The 18,822-nt window shown below is 66.5% G+C and carries 25 protein-coding genes; 13 read left to right on the forward strand and 12 right to left on the reverse strand.

The window, feature by feature from the left end:
- Window positions 1–525 precede the first annotated feature (525 nt).
- Both dksA and KNJ79_RS04695 read left to right on the forward strand, forming a co-directional pair.
- On the forward strand, window positions 526–987 hold the full coding sequence (gene dksA / locus KNJ79_RS04690; RefSeq protein ID WP_317152976.1) for an RNA polymerase-binding protein DksA: 462 nt from the start codon (window positions 526–528) through the stop codon (window positions 985–987).
- Between the two features lie 104 nt (window positions 988–1,091).
- Window positions 1,092–1,481, forward strand: a complete 390-nt coding sequence (locus tag KNJ79_RS04695) for a PilZ domain-containing protein (RefSeq protein WP_317152977.1) — start codon at window positions 1,092–1,094, stop codon at window positions 1,479–1,481.
- Between the two features lie 46 nt (window positions 1,482–1,527).
- On the opposite strand, the gene KNJ79_RS04700 is transcribed toward KNJ79_RS04695, so the two are convergent.
- Entirely contained in the window at window positions 1,528–1,686 is a 159-nt protein-coding gene (locus KNJ79_RS04700) for a DUF465 domain-containing protein (RefSeq protein WP_089215685.1), read from the reverse strand.
- 125 nt (window positions 1,687–1,811) lie between these two features.
- Here KNJ79_RS04700 and KNJ79_RS04705 point away from each other — a divergent pair, with 125 nt between their 5' ends.
- Both KNJ79_RS04705 and KNJ79_RS04710 read left to right on the forward strand, forming a co-directional pair.
- Window positions 1,812–2,009, forward strand: coding sequence for a YdcH family protein (locus KNJ79_RS04705; RefSeq protein WP_089215684.1), 198 nt, complete (start codon window positions 1,812–1,814; stop codon window positions 2,007–2,009).
- Between the two features lie 91 nt (window positions 2,010–2,100).
- A complete protein-coding gene (locus tag KNJ79_RS04710) occupies window positions 2,101–2,571 on the forward strand; it encodes a DUF1465 family protein (protein ID WP_317152978.1) in 471 nt (156 codons plus the stop codon).
- Window positions 2,572–2,674: 103 nt separating this feature from the next.
- Here KNJ79_RS04710 and KNJ79_RS04715 read toward each other — a convergent pair whose 3' ends face one another.
- Window positions 2,675–3,487, reverse strand: a complete 813-nt coding sequence (locus KNJ79_RS04715) for an SDR family NAD(P)-dependent oxidoreductase (RefSeq protein ID WP_317152979.1) — start codon at window positions 3,485–3,487, stop codon at window positions 2,675–2,677.
- Between the two features lie 316 nt (window positions 3,488–3,803).
- Here KNJ79_RS04715 and KNJ79_RS04720 point away from each other — a divergent pair, with 316 nt between their 5' ends.
- On the forward strand, window positions 3,804–4,331 hold the full coding sequence (locus tag KNJ79_RS04720; protein ID WP_089215682.1) for a CarD family transcriptional regulator: 528 nt from the start codon (window positions 3,804–3,806) through the stop codon (window positions 4,329–4,331).
- Between the two features lie 374 nt (window positions 4,332–4,705).
- Here the strand turns inward: KNJ79_RS04720 and truA are convergent, their stop codons facing one another.
- Window positions 4,706–5,446: a tRNA pseudouridine(38-40) synthase TruA gene (truA, locus tag KNJ79_RS04725; RefSeq protein ID WP_317152980.1), complete on the reverse strand. Its 741-nt coding sequence runs from the start codon at window positions 5,444–5,446 to the stop codon at window positions 4,706–4,708.
- Window positions 5,443–6,363, reverse strand: a complete 921-nt coding sequence (gene fmt / locus KNJ79_RS04730; protein WP_317152981.1) for a methionyl-tRNA formyltransferase — start codon at window positions 6,361–6,363, stop codon at window positions 5,443–5,445. Before fmt ends, truA begins: the two co-directional genes overlap by 4 nt.
- Window positions 6,364–6,564: 201 nt before the next feature.
- Here fmt and recR point away from each other — a divergent pair, with 201 nt between their 5' ends.
- Together recR and def are read left to right on the forward strand one after the other, a co-directional pair.
- Window positions 6,565–7,161 carry a recombination mediator RecR gene (gene recR, locus KNJ79_RS04735; RefSeq protein WP_089215679.1) on the forward strand — a complete coding sequence of 199 codons (597 nt, stop codon included), beginning with the start codon at window positions 6,565–6,567 and terminating at the stop codon, window positions 7,159–7,161.
- 54 nt (window positions 7,162–7,215) lie between these two features.
- Entirely contained in the window at window positions 7,216–7,749 is a 534-nt protein-coding gene (def, locus tag KNJ79_RS04740) for a peptide deformylase (protein ID WP_317152982.1), read from the forward strand.
- A gap of 226 nt (window positions 7,750–7,975) precedes the next feature.
- Here the strand turns inward: def and grpE are convergent, their stop codons facing one another.
- Entirely contained in the window at window positions 7,976–8,545 is a 570-nt protein-coding gene (grpE, locus tag KNJ79_RS04745; RefSeq protein WP_317152983.1) for a nucleotide exchange factor GrpE, read from the reverse strand.
- A gap of 4 nt (window positions 8,546–8,549) precedes the next feature.
- Window positions 8,550–9,593 carry a heat-inducible transcriptional repressor HrcA gene (gene hrcA, locus KNJ79_RS04750; protein WP_317152984.1) on the reverse strand — a complete coding sequence of 348 codons (1,044 nt, stop codon included), beginning with the start codon at window positions 9,591–9,593 and terminating at the stop codon, window positions 8,550–8,552.
- 276 nt (window positions 9,594–9,869) lie between these two features.
- Here hrcA and rph point away from each other — a divergent pair, with 276 nt between their 5' ends.
- The 4 genes from rph to rdgB are packed head-to-tail and all read left to right on the forward strand — an operon-like array spanning window position 9,870 to window position 12,028.
- Window positions 9,870–10,586 (forward strand): ribonuclease PH, encoded by a 717-nt coding sequence (rph, locus tag KNJ79_RS04755; RefSeq protein WP_317152985.1) that lies wholly within the window; start codon window positions 9,870–9,872, stop codon window positions 10,584–10,586.
- 38 nt (window positions 10,587–10,624) lie between these two features.
- Entirely contained in the window at window positions 10,625–10,978 is a 354-nt protein-coding gene (locus tag KNJ79_RS04760) for a hypothetical protein (RefSeq protein ID WP_089215674.1), read from the forward strand.
- On the forward strand, window positions 10,956–11,402 hold the full coding sequence (locus KNJ79_RS04765) for a hypothetical protein (protein ID WP_317152986.1): 447 nt from the start codon (window positions 10,956–10,958) through the stop codon (window positions 11,400–11,402). The genes KNJ79_RS04760 and KNJ79_RS04765 overlap by 23 nt, the downstream gene beginning before the upstream one ends.
- Window positions 11,399–12,028, forward strand: coding sequence for an RdgB/HAM1 family non-canonical purine NTP pyrophosphatase (rdgB, locus tag KNJ79_RS04770; RefSeq protein ID WP_317152987.1), 630 nt, complete (start codon window positions 11,399–11,401; stop codon window positions 12,026–12,028). Before KNJ79_RS04765 ends, rdgB begins: the two co-directional genes overlap by 4 nt.
- A gap of 4 nt (window positions 12,029–12,032) precedes the next feature.
- Here rdgB and KNJ79_RS04775 read toward each other — a convergent pair whose 3' ends face one another.
- The gene (locus KNJ79_RS04775; RefSeq protein ID WP_317152988.1) at window positions 12,033–12,938 is read right to left on the reverse strand and encodes a retroviral-like aspartic protease family protein; all 906 of its coding nucleotides are present in this window, start codon (window positions 12,936–12,938) and stop codon (window positions 12,033–12,035) included.
- A gap of 80 nt (window positions 12,939–13,018) precedes the next feature.
- Between KNJ79_RS04775 and hemW the strand changes: the two genes are divergently transcribed.
- Both hemW and KNJ79_RS04785 read left to right on the forward strand, forming a co-directional pair.
- Window positions 13,019–14,164 carry a radical SAM family heme chaperone HemW gene (gene hemW / locus KNJ79_RS04780; protein WP_317152989.1) on the forward strand — a complete coding sequence of 382 codons (1,146 nt, stop codon included), beginning with the start codon at window positions 13,019–13,021 and terminating at the stop codon, window positions 14,162–14,164.
- Between the two features lie 163 nt (window positions 14,165–14,327).
- Complete coding sequence (locus KNJ79_RS04785) at window positions 14,328–15,266, forward strand: tyrosine recombinase XerC (protein ID WP_394357151.1); 939 nt, start codon at window positions 14,328–14,330, stop codon at window positions 15,264–15,266.
- A 265-nt stretch (window positions 15,267–15,531) separates the two neighbouring features.
- Here KNJ79_RS04785 and KNJ79_RS04790 read toward each other — a convergent pair whose 3' ends face one another.
- The 5 genes from KNJ79_RS04790 to rsmI form a co-directional block, all read right to left on the reverse strand.
- Entirely contained in the window at window positions 15,532–15,900 is a 369-nt protein-coding gene (locus tag KNJ79_RS04790) for a hypothetical protein (protein WP_317152991.1), read from the reverse strand.
- Between the two features lie 81 nt (window positions 15,901–15,981).
- A complete protein-coding gene (locus KNJ79_RS04795; RefSeq protein WP_317152992.1) occupies window positions 15,982–16,590 on the reverse strand; it encodes a DedA family protein in 609 nt (202 codons plus the stop codon).
- Between the two features lie 46 nt (window positions 16,591–16,636).
- Window positions 16,637–17,587 carry a glutathione synthase gene (gene gshB / locus KNJ79_RS04800; RefSeq protein WP_317153865.1) on the reverse strand — a complete coding sequence of 317 codons (951 nt, stop codon included), beginning with the start codon at window positions 17,585–17,587 and terminating at the stop codon, window positions 16,637–16,639.
- Window positions 17,588–17,590: 3 nt separating this feature from the next.
- Window positions 17,591–17,947, reverse strand: a complete 357-nt coding sequence (locus KNJ79_RS04805) for a YraN family protein (protein WP_317152993.1) — start codon at window positions 17,945–17,947, stop codon at window positions 17,591–17,593.
- Window positions 17,944–18,804 (reverse strand): 16S rRNA (cytidine(1402)-2'-O)-methyltransferase, encoded by an 861-nt coding sequence (rsmI, locus tag KNJ79_RS04810; protein ID WP_317152994.1) that lies wholly within the window; start codon window positions 18,802–18,804, stop codon window positions 17,944–17,946. Before rsmI ends, KNJ79_RS04805 begins: the two co-directional genes overlap by 4 nt.
- Between the last annotated feature and the right edge of the window lie 18 nt (window positions 18,805–18,822).

Genomic DNA, 18,822 nt, shown 5'->3' on the forward strand with positions numbered 1-18,822 from the left:
GTCGCGGCGGGCGGCTCGGCGACCTGCATCGCGCCGCCCCCCAGAAGCGCACCGCCGCATGTATAAGCGCCAAGCTTGGCTAGAGCCATTCGGACAGACATGGATATTCTTTCTTTTCCGGCTGTTTGGCGAAAAAGGCCCCGACCCCCGGCACCCCGCTCGCTGTTCGGCTAGACCCAAAAGGCCAAAGCTTTGTGAATGCGTCCATCGCGTTAACCGCGATAGAGTGTCCGAAGACGGGATTAGAGCGGCAAAATCAAGCATTCCGACCATTTCTGTCCCGTATCGGAACAGAAAAATGGAAATTTGATCCGAATTCCTAACGAGCGGCTGGTTTGTAACCAGACAGCGGGGAGAGATTTATCCCCCGCGCCGCGGCCCCGGTTCAGCGCCGCTTCACTCACCCGGCCGCATTGGTAGCTTCGGCGCTTGTATCGCTCCCGAGGGCCCGGTATAGGCGCGGCGCAATCCCCGGATCGCCAGCCGCGGCGGTCCTGCGACAGGAAAGGACGCGAGAAGCCCCTTATGCCAACCCAGATTGCCGACGTTGGCGCCGACGCGCTCCGCGAAGCCAAATCGAACCTCGATTCGGACTATAGTCCCAGCGAAGACGAGCCGTTCATGAACGAACGGCAGCAGGAGTATTTTCGGGGACTCCTGATCGCCTGGAAGAAGTCGATCCTCTCCGAAGCCGAATCGACGCTGGCGCAATTGCAGGACGGGCCGCTGCGCGAACCCGACCTTGCCGATCGCGCGTCGAGCGAGACCGACTGGGCGATCGAGCTGAGGACCCGCGACCGCCAGCGCAAGCTGATCGCCAAGATCGATTCGGCGATCCGCCGCATCGACGAGGGCGAATATGGCTATTGCGCGGTCACCGGCGAGCCGATCTCGCTCGCGCGGCTCCAGGCGCGTCCGATCGCGACGATGACGCTGGAGGCGCAGGAGCGTCACGAGCGCAACGAACGCGTCTCGCGCGAGGATTGATCGCGGGCCGGGCTATTCCCCGGCTTTCATTTACATTTCGGCAAGGGCTCATCCCTAGATTCTCCGCCTTGGAATATTCGAGGCAGAAGCGAGGGACGGGTCGCATGGAATCGCAAGGGTCGCGAACGCTGGATGAGGAAGTCGCCGCGCTGTCACGCAGTGCCGATCGCGACAGCCTGTTCATGCAGGCCAATCTCTATGTGACGAACGGCGGGCAGCCCGCGCTGGTGCGCGTGCGCAACCTGTCGCCGGGCGGAATGCTGGCCGAAGGGCCGGTGCGCGTCGCCGAAGGCGCGGCGATCGAAGTCGAACTGCGCAACATCGGCCCGGTTCCGGGCCGCGTCGTCTGGGTGGGCGAGGGGAAGTTCGGCATCGCCTTCGACCGGCAGGTCAACCCGCAGGTGGTGCGGCGTCAGGTGAAGGCCGAATCGGATCTGCCGCCGCATCTGCGGCGGACGGGACTCGAACGCGCGCCCTTCCGCCGCCGGGGCTGACGCTCGCAAGGAGGCGCCAGCCGGCGGCATGTCGCGTCGGGCCGGTTCAGCCCGTCGTCAGCATCTCTTCCTTGAGCTTGAGCTTCTGCTTCTTCATCTGCGCCAGCCGGGCCGTATCGGGGGCAGGCCGGCGCTCTTCATTCGCAATTTTCGCGTCGAGATCCGCATGGCGGGACCTCAGGGCGGAAAGGTGCGATGTGCTCATGGACCATTCTCCTTTTCGACTCGATGGGGACCGTCGATTAAATCACGAATCGGCGGCGATGTCGTGCCGATTCGGCCACCCGGTGCCCGTTGCGGACGGGGCGTGAACGTGGCAGAAACAGCCGCGTGAACCCCGAAGATATCGCCCAGCGCCTCGAACTGCTCCGCATCGAACATCGCGACCTCGACGCCGCGATCATCGCGCTGGGGGAAGGGGCGGTTCCCGACCAGCTTCAGCTCGCACGGCTCAAGAAAAAGAAGCTCAAGCTGCGCGACGAGATCGCCTGGTGCGAGGATCAGCTGCTTCCCGACATCATCGCCTGAGCGGCTGAGAGCCTGATTCAAAACGGGACGCGACAAGGAAAGATGGTTAGCGGCATTGCGGCCGCGGCCCGCCCCGTGGCATCCCCCCGTGATGAACAGGGGACCGTCCGTTCCGCCCGAGCTGACCTCGCCCGTCCACCGGGCGCAGGTCGAGGCGCTCTATGTCGAGGCGATGCTGCTCGCCGACGAGGCGCATGCGGCCTTTGCTGCGGCGCGCGATTTCGGCGGCGTCCCGCGCGACGCGCTGCTCCAGATCAGCCTGGCGTGCGAATCGCTGAAGACGACAACGCGGCTGATGCATATCATCGCCTGGCTGCTCCACCGCCGCGCGATGATCGCGCGCGAGCCCGGCGTCGGCAAGCGCGACAAGGCTGCGTGCCTCGGGGAGCCCATCGCTGCCGACTGGTCGGTCTGCGCGCGTTTCGACGCGCCGATCCGCGACATCGTGTCCGCGAGCGAACGGCTGTTCGACCGCATCGCACGGATCGAAGCGGGCTGGGCCCGCCCCGAAGCCCCGCGCCCGGTTCAGGCGCTGCTCGCGCAGCTCGAGGCGCGGCTCTAGGACGTCAGATCGAACCGTAGCCCTGAGCTTGTCGAAGGGCGACTGTCGACGGGAAGCGCCCTTCGACAAGCTCAGGGCTATGGTTTCATCCGAACGAGCGCGCCTACCGCTTCGCACCCATCTGCTGTGCATAGCCCGCCTGCACCATCGCGCTCATCCGGTCGAAAAGCGCGTCGGGATCGCTGCGGCGGAGCGCGGGGATTTCGGCTTCGGCGCCCTCGGCGACGACGATTTCGCGCTTGCCGTTCTCGACGGCGTCCAGGATATGCGCCGCCGCGACCTCGGCGGGAAGGCCGTTGTCGATCGCCTTGTCGCTCGTCCCGCGCACGCTGCCGTCGGCATTCAGCGCGTTGCGGCTGACGTTGGTGCGCACCGACCCGGGCGCGACCACGAGCACCTTCAGGCCGAGATGCTCATTTTCGGCGCGCACCGCGTCGTGATAGCCGATCAGCCCGTGCTTGGCGGCGCAATAGGCGCTGCGGACGGGAATGCCCGCCATGCCCGCGACGCTCGATATGGCGACGATCCGGCCGCCGCCCGCCGCGATCATACGCGGCAAGAGCGCCTGCGTCAGTGCGATCGGCGCGAGCAGGTCGACGTCGATTATCTTCTGATAGACCGAAAAGCCGGTTTCGATCGCCAGGCTGCGCTGCGAAATGCCGGCGTTGTTGACGAGCCCGTCGATTTGCCCGCACCAGTCCCACGCTTCCTGCACCATCTGCGGGATCGCCGCATAGTCGGTCGCCTCGAAGGGCAGGATCATCGTTCCGGCGCCGCAATCCTTTGCCACCGCTTCGAGCGCGGCGACGTTGCGGCCCGACAGGATCAGCCGCGCGCCGCGCGCCGCCAGCCCGCGCGCCAGCGCCGCGCCGATTCCCGACGATGCGCCCGTAACCCACCAGATTTGCTCATGCATTTCGGCATCCCCATCCATGATTTCGTCTCAAGGTGAAACGCGTTTGCCGGGGCGTCAAGGCGCAGAGGCACGGATTTCCGTGCGGGGGGTGGCAATTTTGTTGCGAATCCGTTATAGGAAATATCAACGCGCCGCCAATCCGCCTCTTCCCGCCGCCGGGCCGAGGCACATTCGGCGCATCCGATGGAGCCAAATCCCTTGTCACGATAGACTGGCGAGCGCCGCCCGAACTGCCCTGATCCCCCTCCCGCGAGGGCCGGATACACCGGTGTTCACGCGCTTTCCCGTCCCGACAAGGCCAATGAAAGGAAGCTGCATGTCCGCAAACTCGCTCGTCTTTGAAGTCGGGGATTATGTCGTTTATCCAAAGCATGGCGTGGGGCGCGTCATCGAGCTGCAAAAGTCCGAGATCGCGGGCATGCAGCTGGAACTCTATGTCCTCCGCTTCGAAAAGGAAAAAATGACCCTTCGCGTCCCGACCAACAAGGCCGAAGGCGTGGGGATGCGCAAGCTGTCGTCGGACAAGACGCTGAAGGAAGCGCTGCAGGTGCTGACGACCAAGCCCAAGGTGAAGCGCACCATGTGGTCGCGCCGCGCGCAGGAATATGAAGCGAAGATCAACTCGGGCGACCTCGTGTCGATCGCCGAGGTGACGCGCGACCTGTTCCGCGCCGACGACCAGCCCGAACAGAGCTATTCGGAGCGCCAGATCTTCGAAGCGGCGTCGAGCCGCCTCGCGCGCGAACTCGGCGCGATGGAGGAAAGCGACGAAAAGACCGCGCAGGCGAAGATCCTCGAGATCCTCAACGAGCACGCGCCGAAATATTACACCGAGAAGGCGTAAGCGCCGAGCCCGGTGAAACATGAAAGGGCGGTCCTGCGGGGCCGCCCTTTTCTTTTTTTTGGGGCCGCGACCGCACGCCCGGAAATGGGTTGGGCGCTATTTGAGATTCGCGCAGAGATCGCAGAGAAGAAGAATGCTCACGCGGAGACGCGGAGGCGCGGAGACGTAGCGTTCGCCGCGAAGCGGCTTTGTCCCTTCGGCACTGCGGTATGGCGCAGCGTTGATCGAAAAGGAGGGCCTGTCGGCCCCGACCCGCTCCGCGTCTCCGCGTCTCCGCGTGAATCAAATCCTCTGCGATCTCTGCGCGAAATTGGAATGGCACGCCGGCCAGCAGCCGGAAAGCGGCCATGCGGACCTCGTTTTCCGACGAGGGATCAGGGATAGGTCGCGCCCACGAAATAAAGCCCGTCGGGCGGGGCGTTGAGGCCGAGGGCTCCCCTGTCCGCCGCGTCGAGTGCGGCCTTCAGGTCGCGCGCCGACCATTTGCCCTGGCCGACGAGGGTGAGGCAGCCGACCATCGAGCGTACCTGATGGTGAAGGAAGCTGCGCGCCGCGGTTTCGACGATGATTTCGTCGCCGTGGCGGCTGACGCTCAGCCGGTCGAGCGTCTTCACCGGGCTTTGCGACTGGCAATGCGCCGAGCGGAAGGTCGTGAAGTCGTGCCGTCCGACGAGCGCCTGCGCCGCGCCGTGCATCGCTTCGGCATCCAGAGGCTTTGCGACCTGCCACGACAGCCCCTTGTCCCACGTCAGCGGCGCGCGGCGGTTGACGATGCGATATTCATAGGCGCGCCCGATGCACGAAAAGCGCGCATGCCAGTCGTCCGCAACGGTTTCACAGGCGAGGATCGCGACCGGCGCGGGACGCAGCTGGGCGTTGAGCGCCTCCATCAGCCGGAAGGGGGTGAGCGGCTTTTCGATGTCGACATGCGCGCGCATCGCGATCGCATGGACGCCGGCGTCGGTGCGCCCCGCGCCATGCACCGCGGCCTCCCCGCCGGTGATGCGCGCGATTGCTTCCTCGATCGCCTGCTGGACGCTCGGACCGTGCGACTGGCGCTGCCAGCCCATGAAGGGGCGGCCGTCATATTCGATGGTGAGCGCGAAGCGGGTCATGCGAGCCGCGTGCCCTTCGCGATCGCCCGCCCGCGCAGCAGGTCGACGGCATCCATCGCGGGCTTGCCCGCACGCTGGACACGGGTGGCGCGGATCGCGCCGGGGTTGCAGGCGATGGTCAGCGCGTCGTCGAGGGTGACGCCCGGGGCGGCGCCGGGGGTGGTGTCCGCTGGATGGATGACCTCGGCGGCGAGCAGCTTGAACCGCTCGCCCTCGAGTTCGAAGAAGGCACCGGGCGCCGGGTTGAAGGCGCGGATCTGGCGTTCGACCTGCACCGCGCTCACCAGGAAATCGAGCCGCGCCTCGCTCTTGTCGATCTTCGCGGCATAGGTGACGCCCGCCTCGGGCTGCGGTTCGGGTGGGAAGGCGGGCAGATCGCCGAGCACCTCGACCATCAATGCCGCGCCCATGTCGGCGAGTTCATCGGTCAGGTCGCCCGCGCTCTTGCCGTCCACCGGCGTGCGGCCGACGCGCCGCATGCCGCCGGTGTCGAGCCCCGCGTCCATCTGCATGATCGTCACGCCGGTCTCGGTATCGCCGGCGAGGATCGCGCGCTGCACCGGCGCCGCACCGCGCCAGCGCGGCAGGATCGAGCCATGGACGTTGAGGCAGCCTTCGCGCGGGGCGTCGAGAACCGCTCGCGGCAGGATCAGGCCGTAAGCGGCGACCACCGCGACATCGAGGTCGAACGCGGCGAAGTCGGCCTGTTCGTCGGCACCTTTCAGGCTTTTCGGCGTGCATACGGGCAGGCCATGTGCCTCGGCCCAGAGGTGGACGGCGCTCTTTTGCAGTTTCTTGCCGCGCTGCGCGGGGCGCGGCGGCTGGGTATAGACCGCCGCGATGTCATGCCCCGCGGCGTGCAGCGCGGCGAGCGTCGGTACCGCAAAGGGCGGGGTTCCCATGAAGGCGATGCGCATGGCTGCGCGCTTTGGCGGAGGATGGAGGGTTGTGCAAGGTTGATGCTCCCCTTCTTCGTCATGCCGGGCTTGATCCGGCATCCATTGCGGCGCCGCTGTCATGGACCCCGGATCTCCTGAGCTTGTCGAAGGGCCGGGGTGACGAGGAAGTTGCAGGGAAGGGATATTGCGGGCGAGGGCGGAGGTCACTACCACCCCGCCATGGCGTCCACCGAAATCGAAGCGCTCGTCCAGCAACTCGCCCGCCTGCCGGGGCTCGGCCCGCGGTCGGCGCGGCGTGCGGTGCTGCATCTGATGAAGAAGCGCGAGAGTGCTTTCGCGCCGCTGCTCGCGGCGCTGCAGACGGTGTCCGAGCGGCTGGTGACCTGCGGCATCTGCGGCAATGTCGACACGCAGGACCCGTGCGCGATCTGCGCCGACCCGCGCCGCGACGCGCGGTCCTTGTGCGTCGTCGAGGAGGTGTCGGACCTGTGGGCGCTCGACAAGTCGCGGCTGTTCCCCGGCAAATATCATGTGCTCGGCGGGCGGTTGTCGGCGCTGGAAGGCGTGCGGCCGCAGGACCTGAGCATCGACGCGCTGGTCGCGCGCGTGTCGGCGGGCGGGATCGACGAGGTAGTGCTCGCGATGAACGCGACCCTCGAAGGGCAGACGACCGCGCATTATCTCGCCGAGCGGCTTGAGGGCTATCCGGTGCGGCTGACCCAGCTCGCGCACGGCCTGCCGGTCGGGGGCGAGCTCGATTATCTGGACGAAGGAACGCTGGCGCAGGCACTGCGGGCGCGGCGGCCGGTGGGGTGAGGCTGCATCGCGCCGATCATTGACCGCCCGGCCGTGCATACCTAAATGGCATCCATGGCCCTGCTACCTATCATAGAGACGCCCGATCCGCGGCTGCGCGTCATTTCGAAGCCCGTCGAGACGTTCGACGCCGAGCTGAAGCAGCTCGTCGCCGACATGTTCGAGACGATGTACGACGCGCCCGGCATCGGCCTCGCCGCGATCCAGGTCGGGGTGCCGCAACGTATCCTGGTGATCGACCTGCAGGAGAGCGATCCCGAGGACCCCGAGGGCAAGCGCGTGATCCGCGCGCCGCGGGTGTTCATCAACCCCGTCTTCTCCGACTTTTCGGAAGAGCATAGCGTCTATCAGGAAGGCTGCCTGTCGGTCCCCGAACAATATGCCGAGGTATCACGTCCCGCCGAGGTCACGGTCGATTGGCAGGACGAGGACGGCAAGCATCATCAGGAACGCATGACCGGGCTGATGGCGACGTGCATCCAGCACGAGCACGACCATCTGGAGGGCATATTGTTCATCGACCATCTGTCGCGGCTGAAGCGCGACATGGTGCTGAAGAAGCTCGCGAAGCTGCGCAAGGCGGCTTAGAGTGATTTCGAGTGAAATGGAACATTTCACGGCTCGGAAATCACGGCAAAACAGGTATCTAGAGTGCCGGTTTTGATTCTATCAAAATCGAACGCGCTCTAAGCCGACATTGAAATTGCATGTGTCCCCGCGAAGGCGGGGACCCATCACCGGTCGCTTCGGAATCCCGCCATCGGGAGATGGATCCCCGCCTTCGCGGGGATACACCTAATCATTGCGGCGCGTCCTAATCCGCCTTCTTGGCGACCCCCACCATCGCGGGGCGCAGCAGGCGGTCCTTCATCATATAGCCGGCCTGCATTTCCTGCACGATCGTGCCGGGGTCCTTTTCGCTCGGGATTTCGAGCATCGCCTGGTGCTGGTTCGGGTCGAGCGGCAGGCCGACCGCGGCGATGCGGGTGATGCCGTGGCGTTCGAACACGCTCATCAGTTCGCGCTCGGTGGCCTCGAGCCCGGTGAGCAGCGGCTTGATCGCCTCGTCGGCGCGCTGCTCCTCGCTGAGCGAGGCGAGCGCGCGGCCCAGATTGTCGGCGACCGAGAGGATGTCGCGCGCGAATTTGGTCGCGGCATAGGCGTGCGCGTCGGCGACCTCCTTTTCGGCGCGGCGGCGGACATTCTGCGTCTCGGCGCGCGCATAGAGCAGGTCCTGCTGCACCGCGGCGAGCTGCTCGGCGAGCCTGGCCGCCTCGTCCTGGGGCGCCGCTTCGGCGGTCGCGGTCTCGCCTTCGGTTTCGGGCGCTTCGGCTTCGGGGGGCGTGCCGTTGTCGACGGGGGTCTCGTTTTCGATGTCAGTCATGGGCCTATCGTATCAGTCTTGAAAGCGATTGTGCGGTGAAATCCACCATGGGAACGATGCGCGCATAGTTCAAGCGCGTCGGGCCGATCACCCCGACCACGCCGACCACGCGGCCGTCGCTGCCATGATAGGGCGCGGCGATAACCGACGATCCCGACAGCGAGAAGAGCTTATTCTCCGACCCGATGAAAATGCGCGTCGCGCTGCCTTCGCGCGCGCTGTCGAGCAATTGTGCGATGTCCTGCTTGGTTTCGAGCTCGTCGAGGAGCAGGCGGACGCGGTCGAGGTCGCCGACCGCGCTGTCGTCGAGCAGGTTCGCCTGCCCGCGCACGATCAGCACCGGGCGGTCGGCGCCGTCGGTCGACCAGAGCGCGAGGCCGCGCGAAACGAGGTCCTGCGCGGCGCGGTCGATCGCGATGCGCTCGGCCTCGATCTCGCGCCGCACGCGCGCCTGAGCCTCGGCGAGCGTCAGGCCGCCGAGCATCGACGAGATGTAATTGCCCGCCTCGACCAGCGCCGACGGGGTGACGCCGGCGGGAATGTCGATGACGCGATTTTCGACCGTGCCGTCGCCGGCGACGAGGACGACGAGCGCCTGGGCGTCCGACATCGGCACGAAGGCGAGCTGTTTGAGCACGCGCTCGTGCTTCGGCACGAGGACGAGTCCCGCGCAGGCCGAGAGGCCCGAGAGCGCCGAGGTCGCCTGCGCGAGTGCGCTTTCGATCGGGCCGCCGTCGGCGAGGCTCGCCTCGATCTGCGCGCGATCCTCTGCCGACGGTTCGGCGACCTGCATCATGCCGTCGACGAACAGGCGCAGCCCCTGTTCGGTGGGCAGCCGCCCGGCGCTGGTATGCGGACTCGCGAGAAGGCCGAGTTCTTCCAGATCCTGCATGACGTTGCGGATCGACGCGGGCGACAGGTTGAGCGTGGCGAGCTTCGACAGGGTGCGCGACCCGACCGGATGGCCGGTTTCGAGATAGGCGTCGACGACGAGCCGGAACACGTCGCGCGCGCGCGTCGTCAGTTCGGTGATCGGCGGGGTCGTCATGGCATGGATTTAGGGATGGCGGGGGGATGGGGCAAGCATCGCTGGAATAGGCTCGCACGAAGCCACGACGCCGCGAAGACGTCGTGCGTGCCGACCTTTCGCATAGTTTACCCCGTCATTGCGAGCGAAGCGAAGCAATCCAGAGTGTGCGTAAACCGCTCTGGATTGCTTCGCTTCGCTCGCAATGACGAAAATCCTGGATTTCTTCAAGATGCGGTTGAGCGATTGACGGCGCACGCCTAAGAGCCGCGGCAATCTTCAATCGAAAGGATCCCCATGCGACCCTCCGGCCGCGCGCCCGACCAGATGCGCCCCATCGCCATCGAAACCAACTTCACCATGCACGCCGAGGGCAGCGTGCTCGTCGGCTTCGGCAACACCAAGGTGCTGGTGACCGCGAGCGTCGAGGAAAAGGTGCCGCCCTTCCTGCGCGGCAAGGGGCAGGGCTGGGTGACCGCCGAATATGGCATGTTGCCCCGCGCGACGCACACGCGCGGCAGCCGCGAGGCGGCGCGCGGCAAGCAGTCGGGGCGCACGCAGGAAATCCAGCGGCTGATCGGCCGGTCCTTGCGCGCCGTCGTCGACATGGAAAAGCTCGGCGAGCGGCAGATATTGATCGACTGCGACGTGATTCAGGCCGACGGCGGCACGCGCACCGCGTCGATCTCTGGCGCGTGGGTCGCGATGCGGCTGGCGGTCGACAAGCTGCTGGAAGCGAAGGCGATCGCCGAAGATCCGATCGCCGACCAGGTTGCGGCGATCTCGTGCGGCAATTATCAGGGCACCGCGGTGCTCGACCTCGATTATGACGAGGATTCGGTCGCCGAGGCCGACGGCAATTTCGTGCTGACCGGCAAGGGCCGGATCGTCGAGGTGCAGGCGAGCGCCGAGGGCGCGACCTACGACGAGGAAGGCCTCTTGCGCCTGCTCCGCCTCGCGCGCATCGGCTGCGGCGAGATTTTCGCGGCGCAGGCGAAGGCGGTGGGGCGATAGGCTTTCCATCGAGCCGCAAAGGGACTATCCTGAGGACCATGAGCGATCTGCGTCATGTCGATATGGAAGTGCTGCGGGAAATCGCAGCCACCGCGGCGCGGCGCGAGGCGGCCGAGAGCGCGGCCGCCTTGTCGGAAGGTTTCGTGCATCTGGCGCAGTGGGCAATGGCAATCGCCGTGGGAGGAGCGCTGTTGTTTGCGGTGTTCCACTATGTGCCGGGCCTGACGCTCGACGTGAGCAAGCCGATCGAGATTGCGGCCTTCATTTTTTCGGGCCTGGTCTATCTGTGGGTCAGTCGCTCGGTCATACGCCGCGAGCGCGAAATGGACCTGATCGAAGAGCGCTTTATCGCGCTCGACGACAGGATAAATGCACGGCTGCATTCCGACTGACATGCCGGATCTTCGGCTTCGGCAATATCCCGTGGGCGACGAAGAATGGCGCCGCTGGCTCGCGCTCGTCCCTTTGCTGCCGGCCCGAAATGCATGGAGCATTGATGCCTTTTTCGAGCGGGCGCCGCGCTATTTTTCGCGCATTCCGCCGGTTGCTGCACTGTTGCCACACGAACGGAACGACCTTCTTGTCCTGTTTCGCGACTATGCGCGCGCATTGCGTCAGGACCAGCGAAAGTCGCGCTGGCGCGGCCGCGTCGATGTCGGCTTGGGGTTGGCCGCCTTTGTCAGCGTCCCATTTTCATGGGCCGTCAGCGCGGTGTCGTTCGGCGTGCTGCTGCGCAACCAATATGCCGACCGTCAGGCGCGGCTGCGACGGGACATGCTGATCAGCCTGTCCGAATGGATCGAGGAGTTGTTGTGACGGCCTTTCGCAAACTCGCCCCCGGGCGGCTCGTCATCGCGAGTCACAATGCGGGCAAAGTGCGAGAGATTCGGGCGCTGCTCGAACCCTATGGGATCGAGCCGGTGTCGGCGGGCGATCTCGGCCTGCCCGAGCCCGAGGAGACGGGGACGACGTTCCGCGAGAATGCTATGCTCAAGGCGCACGCGAGCGCGTCGGCGGCGGGCCTTCCCGCGCTCGCCGACGACAGCGGGCTCGAGGTCGCGGCGCTCGGCGGGCGGCCGGGGGTCTATACCGCCGACTGGGCCGAACGGCAGTGGTTCGAGGGGGAAAAGGGCCGCGACTGGTATATGGCGATGGGCAAGGTCGAGGGGCTGCTCGCCGCGCAAGGGCCGGACGTCGACCGCAGCGCCGCCTTCGTCTGCACCCTCGCGCTCGCCTGGCCCGACGGCCATACCGAGGTTTTCGAGGGGCGCGCGTCGGGCAGCCTGACCTGGCCGCCGCGCGGCACGCTGGGCTTCGGTTATGATCCGGTGTTCGTGCCTGCGGGAAGGACGCAGACCTTCGCCGAAATCGACCCGGCCGAAAAACATGCGATCAGCCACCGCGCCGATGCCTTTGCGAAGCTGGTGGCGGGGGTGTTTTGACGCGTCAGCGCGCGGGCCGGGCGCGCAGCCACAGCGATTGACGGCCATAGTCGATCGCGAAGCCCTCAGCGGCCAGCCAATCAATGCCGAGGATGGCGAGATGGTTGCCCGCGGCGTCGAGACGGCCGAAGACCGGCAGCGCGCCGACGCGAATGCGGCGCTTGTTCCAATGCCACGGCCCGATCGCGACATTGCGAACCTCGCCTTCGCGGAGCGGCAGGTCGCGTCCGTCGATACCCGCGATCGACCCGCCCGGCTGCACCGCCGCGCCTGTCAGTCCGATCCGTTCGGCGAAAGCAGGGTTCAGTGTCGTATATTGCGCGCCGGTGTCGAGTAGAGCCCACCCCGATACGCCGCCGATCCGCATCGGCAGCATGATTTTCCACGGCCGAAGCCAGCGGGCGTCGACCGCCCGCCATCCGTCGCCGGGAAGCGCCGATCCGCTGCTTTTCAAATCGACGCAGCGCCCGCCGGGCGACCAGACGGCGAGCCGCTTCTCGAACAGATCGACGCCCGCGAGGCCCGCGACGTCGTGGCTGTCGAAATCGGGGGCGGGCAACGACGGAACGACGATGTCGCGCAGGCGGACGGGGCCGGCCTCGAACGCGGCGACCCGGCGGAAGGAGACGGTGATCGCGCCGCCCAGGCCCTGCGCTTCGTCGCTTTCGGGATCGTATGGCAGCGCCAGCGCGTCGGCGCGCGCGGGATCGATCGTCGTCCCGCTGGCGGCGGTGTCGAGCACGAAGGCGAAAGGGCCGGCTCCATCGATGTTCGCGCGGATGATCGGTGTGCCGTCGTCGCCGGCTTCGATGGGCAGGCAGGTCGGCGCCCCCTGCTCCGCGGCCATCGTCGACGGAGCGACGAACGACCCGCCAAGCAAGGCAACAAGACCGACGGCGGCGCACTTCATGCTGTATTGCATGCCTAAGACAGAGGGAGCCGTCAAGCGCGCCCGCTGACTTTGCCCGCAAAGTCGCTATAGGGCTGCGCATGGCCGAACCGCTCGCCCTCTATGTCCACTGGCCCTTCTGCGTGTCGAAATGCCCCTATTGCGACTTCAACAGCCATGTGAGGGAGAACGTCGATCAGGCGGGGTGGCGCGCGGCGCTGCTGGCTGATTTGCAGCATGAGGCGGCTTTGCTGCCGGTGCGGCGGGTGTCGTCGATCTTCTTCGGCGGGGGCACGCCGAGCCTGATGCCGCCGGAGACGGTCGCTGCGGTGATCGCAGCGGCGGACGACGCCTGGGGGCTGGCCGACGATTGCGAAATCACGCTCGAGGCGAACCCCAATTCGGTCGAGGTCGCGAATTTCGCGGCGCTCGCCTCGGCAGGGGTCAACCGCGTGTCGATCGGCGTGCAGAGCTTCGATGCCGAGGCACTCGGCTTTCTGGGCCGCGCGCATAGCGGCGACGAGGCGCGGCGCGCGATCGCGGCGGCGCAGGCGCATTTCGCGCGCGTGAGCTTCGATTTGATCTATGCGCGCCCGGGGCAGTCGCCCGGCGCGTGGGAGGCCGAACTGGCGGAGGCGCTGGCGTTCGGGACCGGGCATCTGTCGCTTTACCAGCTGACGATCGAGCCGGGGACGCGCTTTGCCACGCTCGCGGCGAAGGGCGCGCTGACCATTCCCGACGGCGACGCCGCCGCCGACCTGTTCGACGCGACGCAGGCGCTGACGCGCGCGGCGGGCCTGCCGCGCTACGAGGTATCGAACCATGCGCGCCCCGGCGAGGAGAGCCGGCACAATCTGACCTATTGGCGCTATGGCGACTATGCCGGCATTGGCCCCGGTGCGCACGGGCGGCGGCTCACGCAGGCGACCGAGCGGCACAAGAAGCCCGAAAATTTTCTCTCCGCGGTCGTGCGCAACGGGCAGGGGCTCAGGCACGAGGCCGACTTGCCGCCGCAGGAGCGTGCGACCGAGGCGATGCTGATGGGGCTGCGGCTGACCGAGGGCGTCGACCTGAGCCGCGTCGAGGCGCGGAGCGGGCTGGCGCGCGAGGATTTCGTCGATGCGGGTGCGGTGGCGCGGTTGGCGGTGCAGGGGCTGATGGTGCAGGAGCGCGACCGGTTGGCGGTCACCGACGCGGGGATATTGCTGCTCGACAGCATTCTTTCGGAGGTGGTGAAAACCTACTAGAGTGCGTTCGGTTTTGATAGAATCAAAACCGGCACTCTAGATTCTTGTTTTGCCGTGATTTCCGAGCCGTGAAATGTTCCATTTCACTCGAAATCACTCTAGGCTCCCCAGACCCGTTCGCATCGAGCGAAGTCGAGGTGCCCCTCAGCTTTACGCCGGCCCGATGGGTGTCTCGACTTCGCTCGACACGAACGGAAAGGGAAGGGCAAGGGTGGCTTCAGACTTGATCCGCGAATGGGACGCGCATCTGGCGAACGAAAAGCGCCGGTCCGATCACACGTGCCGCGCCTATGTCGCAACGGCGGAGCGGTTTTGCGCCTTTCTGTCGCGGCATCAGGGCGGCGCGGTCGATGGCGCGATGCTGAGGGCGCTGACCCCTAATGATTTGCGTGCTTACCTTGCGGCGCGCCGCGGCGAGGGGCTGGGCAATGCGTCGGCGGCACGCGAATTGTCGGCGCTGCGCAGCTTTCTGCGCTTCGTTGGCGGGTCGAACGCCAGCGTGCCGCAGATGCGCGGGCCGCGCGTCAAAAAGGGGTTGCCGCGTCCCGTCGCGCCGCACGAGGCGATGCAATTGGCGCAGGATGTTGAGGACAATGCACGCGAGGGCTGGGTCGGCGCGCGCGATTTCGCGCTGCTGCTGCTGCTCTATGGCGCGGGCCTGCGCATCGGCGAGGCGCTGGCGCTGACCGGCGCCGCGCTACCGCTCGGCGAGACGCTGCGCGTCACCGGCAAGCGCGCCAAGACGCGCGTTGTGCCGATCCTGCCCGCGGTCGCGGCGGCGGTGGAGCGCTATGTCGCGGCTTGCCCCTGGCCGACCGCGAAGGACAGTCCGCTGTTCCTCGGCGCGCGCGGCGGGCCGCTGCAGCCCGGCGTCGTGCGCGCGAGCGTGCGGTCGGCGCGGCGCGCGCTGGGATTGCCCGAACGCACGACGCCGCACGCGCTGCGGCACAGCTTTGCGACGCATCTGCTCGCGGGGGGCGCCGACCTGCGCTCGCTTCAGGAATTGCTCGGCCACGCGAGCCTCGCCTCGACGCAAGTGTATACGGCGGTCGACGCGGCGCATTTGCTCGACATCTATCGGAATGCCCATCCGCGGGCGTGACGGCGGCTATGGGGTGGCCAGTTGCCATCGCCGTCTTTGGTTATCGCGGGCTGGGTCCGCGCCGTCGTTTCAAAGTTCAGTGAAGTTCAGCCTTGTGCGGCCGCGTTCGGCGACCATGCCGCGCCGGTTCCCCGCATCCGCAAGCCGGGCCGCGACCGCTTTTATCCACCTATCGAAAGAGCCGAGACGAAGGCTGGCACAGCCGGACAATGTAGGACAGTCGTTTTTTTGCGGCGGATGTCCGCATTGGGGTGGATAGCGGACATCAGTTGTAGTTGAACTCGATCCTGCTGATTTTCGGGAAAAGCCAAGCCATCCCCATGTAGTCGAACATGAAGAGAGGTGAGATCGCAATCGTTGGCGAGGGCAGCCAGTCTCCTCCAAAGGTAGAAATGGCTAGCATATGGACTAAGCCATAGAACCCTATGGTCGCCCAAAACCGAATGTCTCTGCAGGCTTCGCGGTATGCGTATGCCGTAACACCGATGACTGCACTTGAGATACCCGCCAAGAAAGCTGAATCGACGTCTAACCCTACCAGCGCCAGCCCGACCCACACTCCTATCATTAGCGGCAAGAGCCACAGCAAATCCCGGCGGACCAAAGTTTGGAATCTGAATTGTGCTGCGGACATCGTAGAAACATATGCCGCAAACGCCAACGTCCGCAATGGGGTCGATAGCGGTCGTCGGCGCAGCGTGACGATAAAGACCGATCATTCGTTCTTGGTCTTTGGCCTCCACGTGAAGACGCGCCAGAGATAGAGCAGAACCAGCGCCCCGATCGCCGCGACCGCCACCGGACCGACGACGGCGTCGAGGTTGGCGAAGCGCTTGCCGAACCAGCTTCCCGCCCCGGCGAGCGCGGTGATCCAGATCGTCGATCCCGCCGCGGTCCAGATCAGAAATTTCGCCTGGTTCATATGCACCATGCCCGCGGGCAGCGACACCATGGTGCGCGCCACGGGCATGAAACGCGCGGCGAAGACGATGCCGGGGCCGAAGCGCAGGAAGCCCTCGTGCAGCCGCTCGACCTCGCGCCAGTCGAGCGTCAACCAGCGGCCGTGGCGGTCGATGAAGGGCTTGAGGCGTCGATAGCCGATCCAGCGGCCGATGCCGTACCAGACCCAGTTGCCGAGCGTCGTGCCCACGACCGCGACCGCGATCAGCGTCCAGAAATCGAAGCGCCCCTGCGCCGCTGCGATGCCGCCGAGCGCCATGATCACCTCGCTGGGGATCGGCGGAAAGACGTTTTCGAGCACCATCAGCACGAAGATGCCGAAGTAACCCCAGCCCTGGATCAGGTCGAGAATGAAGCCGGTCATGCGGGGGCTAACGCGGCGTCGGCGTCAAACGATCCACCCGCATCGTCTATCCGACCCGCCGCGCGATCGCGTCCCAGATCATCCCCGCCGTGTCGCTGTTGTTGAAGCGGTCGATCGCGACGATGCCGGTCGGCGAGGTGACGTTGATCTCGGTCAGCCATTCGCCGCCGATCACGTCGATGCCGACGAAGATCAGCCCGCGTTCCTTGAGCGCGGGGCCGAGCGCGGCACAGATTTCCTGCTCGCGCGGGGTCAGCTCGGCGGCTTCGGCATAGCCGCCGACCGCGAGGTTCGAGCGGAATTCGCCTTCGCCGGGCTTGCGGTTGATCGCGCCCGCGACCGCGCCGTCGACGAGGACGATGCGCTTGTCGCCGGCGGATACGCTCGGCAGATATTGCTGGACCATGAAGGGTTCGGGCCACACCTGCCCGAACAGCTCGACGAGCGCGCCCAGATTGCCGCCGTCGGCGTCGACGCGAAACACCGCCTTGCCGCCGTTGCCGTGCAGCGGCTTGATGACGACGGCGCCGTAGCGCTTCTGGAAATCCTTCACCGCATCGAGGTCGCGCGTCACCATCGTCGGCGGCATGAACTGCGGGAAATCGAGGACGAAGACCTTTTCGGGCGCGTTGCGGACCGAGACCGGATCGTTGACCACCAGCGTTTCGCCGCGGATGCGCTCGAGCAGCCAGGTGCCGGTCAGATAGCCGAGGTCGAAGGGCGGGTCCTGCCGCATCAGCACGACATCGACATCGCGGCCGAGATCGAGCGTCACTTCATCGCCGAAGCGATAGTGATCGCCCGCCTCGCGCTTCACCTCGAGCACCGGGTGCGCGCGTGTCGTCAGCCGCCCCGCCTCCCACGTCAGACCGCGGACGTCGTAATGAAAGAGGCTGTAGCCGCGCTCGATCGCCTTCAGCATCAAGGCAAAGCTGCTGTCGCCGGCGATGTTGATGCCGTCCATCGGGTCCATTTGCACGGCTGCGCGCAGGGTCATCATTCACTCCCAAGGTTGCCAGACGTGGACCAGATGGCGTGGCAGGCGGCGCGGCGCAAGGAGCATGACGTCGATACGGATATCGTCGCTCGGCCTTGCGAAGCGCGCGCTCAGCATTTCGGCGGCGGCCGCGACGCGGCGCAGGCGGTATTGGTCGATCGCATGGTCGAGGTCCGCCGCGCGCTCGCGCCACTTCACCTCGACGAACGCGACGGTGCGCCCGCGCCGCGCGACGAGGTCGACTTCGCCCGCGGGAACGCGCAGCCGCTGGCCGAGGATGCGCCAGCCGTGGAGGCGCAGCCACCATGCCGCGCGTGCTTCGGCCTTGCGCCCGCGCGCTTCGGCGGCGGCGCGGCTCAAGCCTCGGCCTTCAGCTCGAGCGCGCGGGCATAGACCGCGTGGCGGTCGCGGCCGAAGCGTTTGGCGACCGCCTTGGCGGCCTTTGCAACCGGCTGGTCGGCGAGCGCTTCGCGGAGCGCGGCGTCGACGGTCGCCTCGTCGGCCTCTTCGACCAGATCGTCGGCGGGCGGCGCGACGACGATGGCGATTTCGCCCTTCGGCGGCGCGTCGGCATAGCGCGTAGCAAGCTCGGCGAGCGGGCCTGTCACGCATTCCTCATAGAGTTTGGTGATCTCGCGCGCGACCGCGGCCTCGCGGTTGCCGAGCCCTTCGGCGAGCGCCGCCAGCGTCGCGGCGAGGCGCGGGCCGCTTTCGTAGAAAACGAGGCTCGTGCGCAGTCCCGCGAATTCGGCGATCGTGTCGGCGCGCGCCTTGGCCTTGTTCGGCAGGAAGCCTGCGAACAGGAAGCGGTCGCTCGGCAGTCCCGACAGGGTGATCGCGGCGATCGCGGCGCACGGGCCGGGCAGGGTGGTGACGTGCCGCCCCGCCGCGCGCGCATCGCGCACCAGCTTGTAGCCGGGGTCCGAAATCAGCGGCGTTCCCGCATCCGACACCAGCACGACGACCTGATTTTCCATGCGCGCAACCAGATCGGCGCGCGCGCGTTCGTCGCTATGGTCGTGATAGGGGGTCATCTTTATCCGCAAACCGAGGTGCGACAGCAGCTTCGCGGTCACACGCGTGTCTTCGGCGGCGATCAGATCGGCGCGGGCGAGCACCGCCGCGGCGCGCGCGCCGATGTCGCCGAGGTTGCCGATGGGCGTCGCCACGATATAGAGACCGGGCAAGGGAGTATTGGATATGGTCGAATCCGGCATGACGCCGAAAATGGCAGA

The sequence above is a fragment of the Sphingopyxis indica genome (genome assembly GCF_032879645.1).
Taxonomy (GTDB): Bacteria; Pseudomonadota; Alphaproteobacteria; order Sphingomonadales; family Sphingomonadaceae; genus Sphingopyxis; species Sphingopyxis indica.

Bases quoted from the DNA above. Each gene is read 5' to 3' on its own strand.
- dksA (WP_317152976.1), top strand. From the start codon at position 526: ATGCCAACCCAGATTGCCGACGTTGGCGCCGACGCGCTCCGCGAAGCC.
- KNJ79_RS04695 (WP_317152977.1), top strand. From the start codon at position 1,092: ATGGAATCGCAAGGGTCGCGAACGCTGGATGAGGAAGTCGCCGCGCTG.
- KNJ79_RS04700 (WP_089215685.1), bottom strand. From the start codon at position 1,686: ATGAGCACATCGCACCTTTCCGCCCTGAGGTCCCGCCATGCGGATCTC.
- KNJ79_RS04710 (WP_317152978.1), top strand. From the start codon at position 2,101: ATGAACAGGGGACCGTCCGTTCCGCCCGAGCTGACCTCGCCCGTCCAC.
- KNJ79_RS04715 (WP_317152979.1), bottom strand. From the start codon at position 3,487: ATGCATGAGCAAATCTGGTGGGTTACGGGCGCATCGTCGGGAATCGGC.
- KNJ79_RS04720 (WP_089215682.1), top strand. From the start codon at position 3,804: ATGTCCGCAAACTCGCTCGTCTTTGAAGTCGGGGATTATGTCGTTTAT.
- truA (WP_317152980.1), bottom strand. From the start codon at position 5,446: ATGACCCGCTTCGCGCTCACCATCGAATATGACGGCCGCCCCTTCATG.
- fmt (WP_317152981.1), bottom strand. From the start codon at position 6,363: ATGCGCATCGCCTTCATGGGAACCCCGCCCTTTGCGGTACCGACGCTC.
- recR (WP_089215679.1), top strand. From the start codon at position 6,565: ATGGCGTCCACCGAAATCGAAGCGCTCGTCCAGCAACTCGCCCGCCTG.
- def (WP_317152982.1), top strand. From the start codon at position 7,216: ATGGCCCTGCTACCTATCATAGAGACGCCCGATCCGCGGCTGCGCGTC.
- grpE (WP_317152983.1), bottom strand. From the start codon at position 8,545: ATGACTGACATCGAAAACGAGACCCCCGTCGACAACGGCACGCCCCCC.
- hrcA (WP_317152984.1), bottom strand. From the start codon at position 9,593: ATGACGACCCCGCCGATCACCGAACTGACGACGCGCGCGCGCGACGTG.
- rph (WP_317152985.1), top strand. From the start codon at position 9,870: ATGCGACCCTCCGGCCGCGCGCCCGACCAGATGCGCCCCATCGCCATC.
- KNJ79_RS04760 (WP_089215674.1), top strand. From the start codon at position 10,625: ATGAGCGATCTGCGTCATGTCGATATGGAAGTGCTGCGGGAAATCGCA.
- KNJ79_RS04765 (WP_317152986.1), top strand. From the start codon at position 10,956: ATGCACGGCTGCATTCCGACTGACATGCCGGATCTTCGGCTTCGGCAA.
- KNJ79_RS04775 (WP_317152988.1), bottom strand. From the start codon at position 12,938: ATGAAGTGCGCCGCCGTCGGTCTTGTTGCCTTGCTTGGCGGGTCGTTC.
- hemW (WP_317152989.1), top strand. From the start codon at position 13,019: ATGGCCGAACCGCTCGCCCTCTATGTCCACTGGCCCTTCTGCGTGTCG.
- KNJ79_RS04785 (WP_394357151.1), top strand. From the start codon at position 14,328: ATGGGTGTCTCGACTTCGCTCGACACGAACGGAAAGGGAAGGGCAAGG.
- KNJ79_RS04790 (WP_317152991.1), bottom strand. From the start codon at position 15,900: ATGTCCGCAGCACAATTCAGATTCCAAACTTTGGTCCGCCGGGATTTG.
- KNJ79_RS04795 (WP_317152992.1), bottom strand. From the start codon at position 16,590: ATGACCGGCTTCATTCTCGACCTGATCCAGGGCTGGGGTTACTTCGGC.
- gshB (WP_317153865.1), bottom strand. From the start codon at position 17,587: ATGACCCTGCGCGCAGCCGTGCAAATGGACCCGATGGACGGCATCAAC.
- rsmI (WP_317152994.1), bottom strand. From the start codon at position 18,804: ATGCCGGATTCGACCATATCCAATACTCCCTTGCCCGGTCTCTATATC.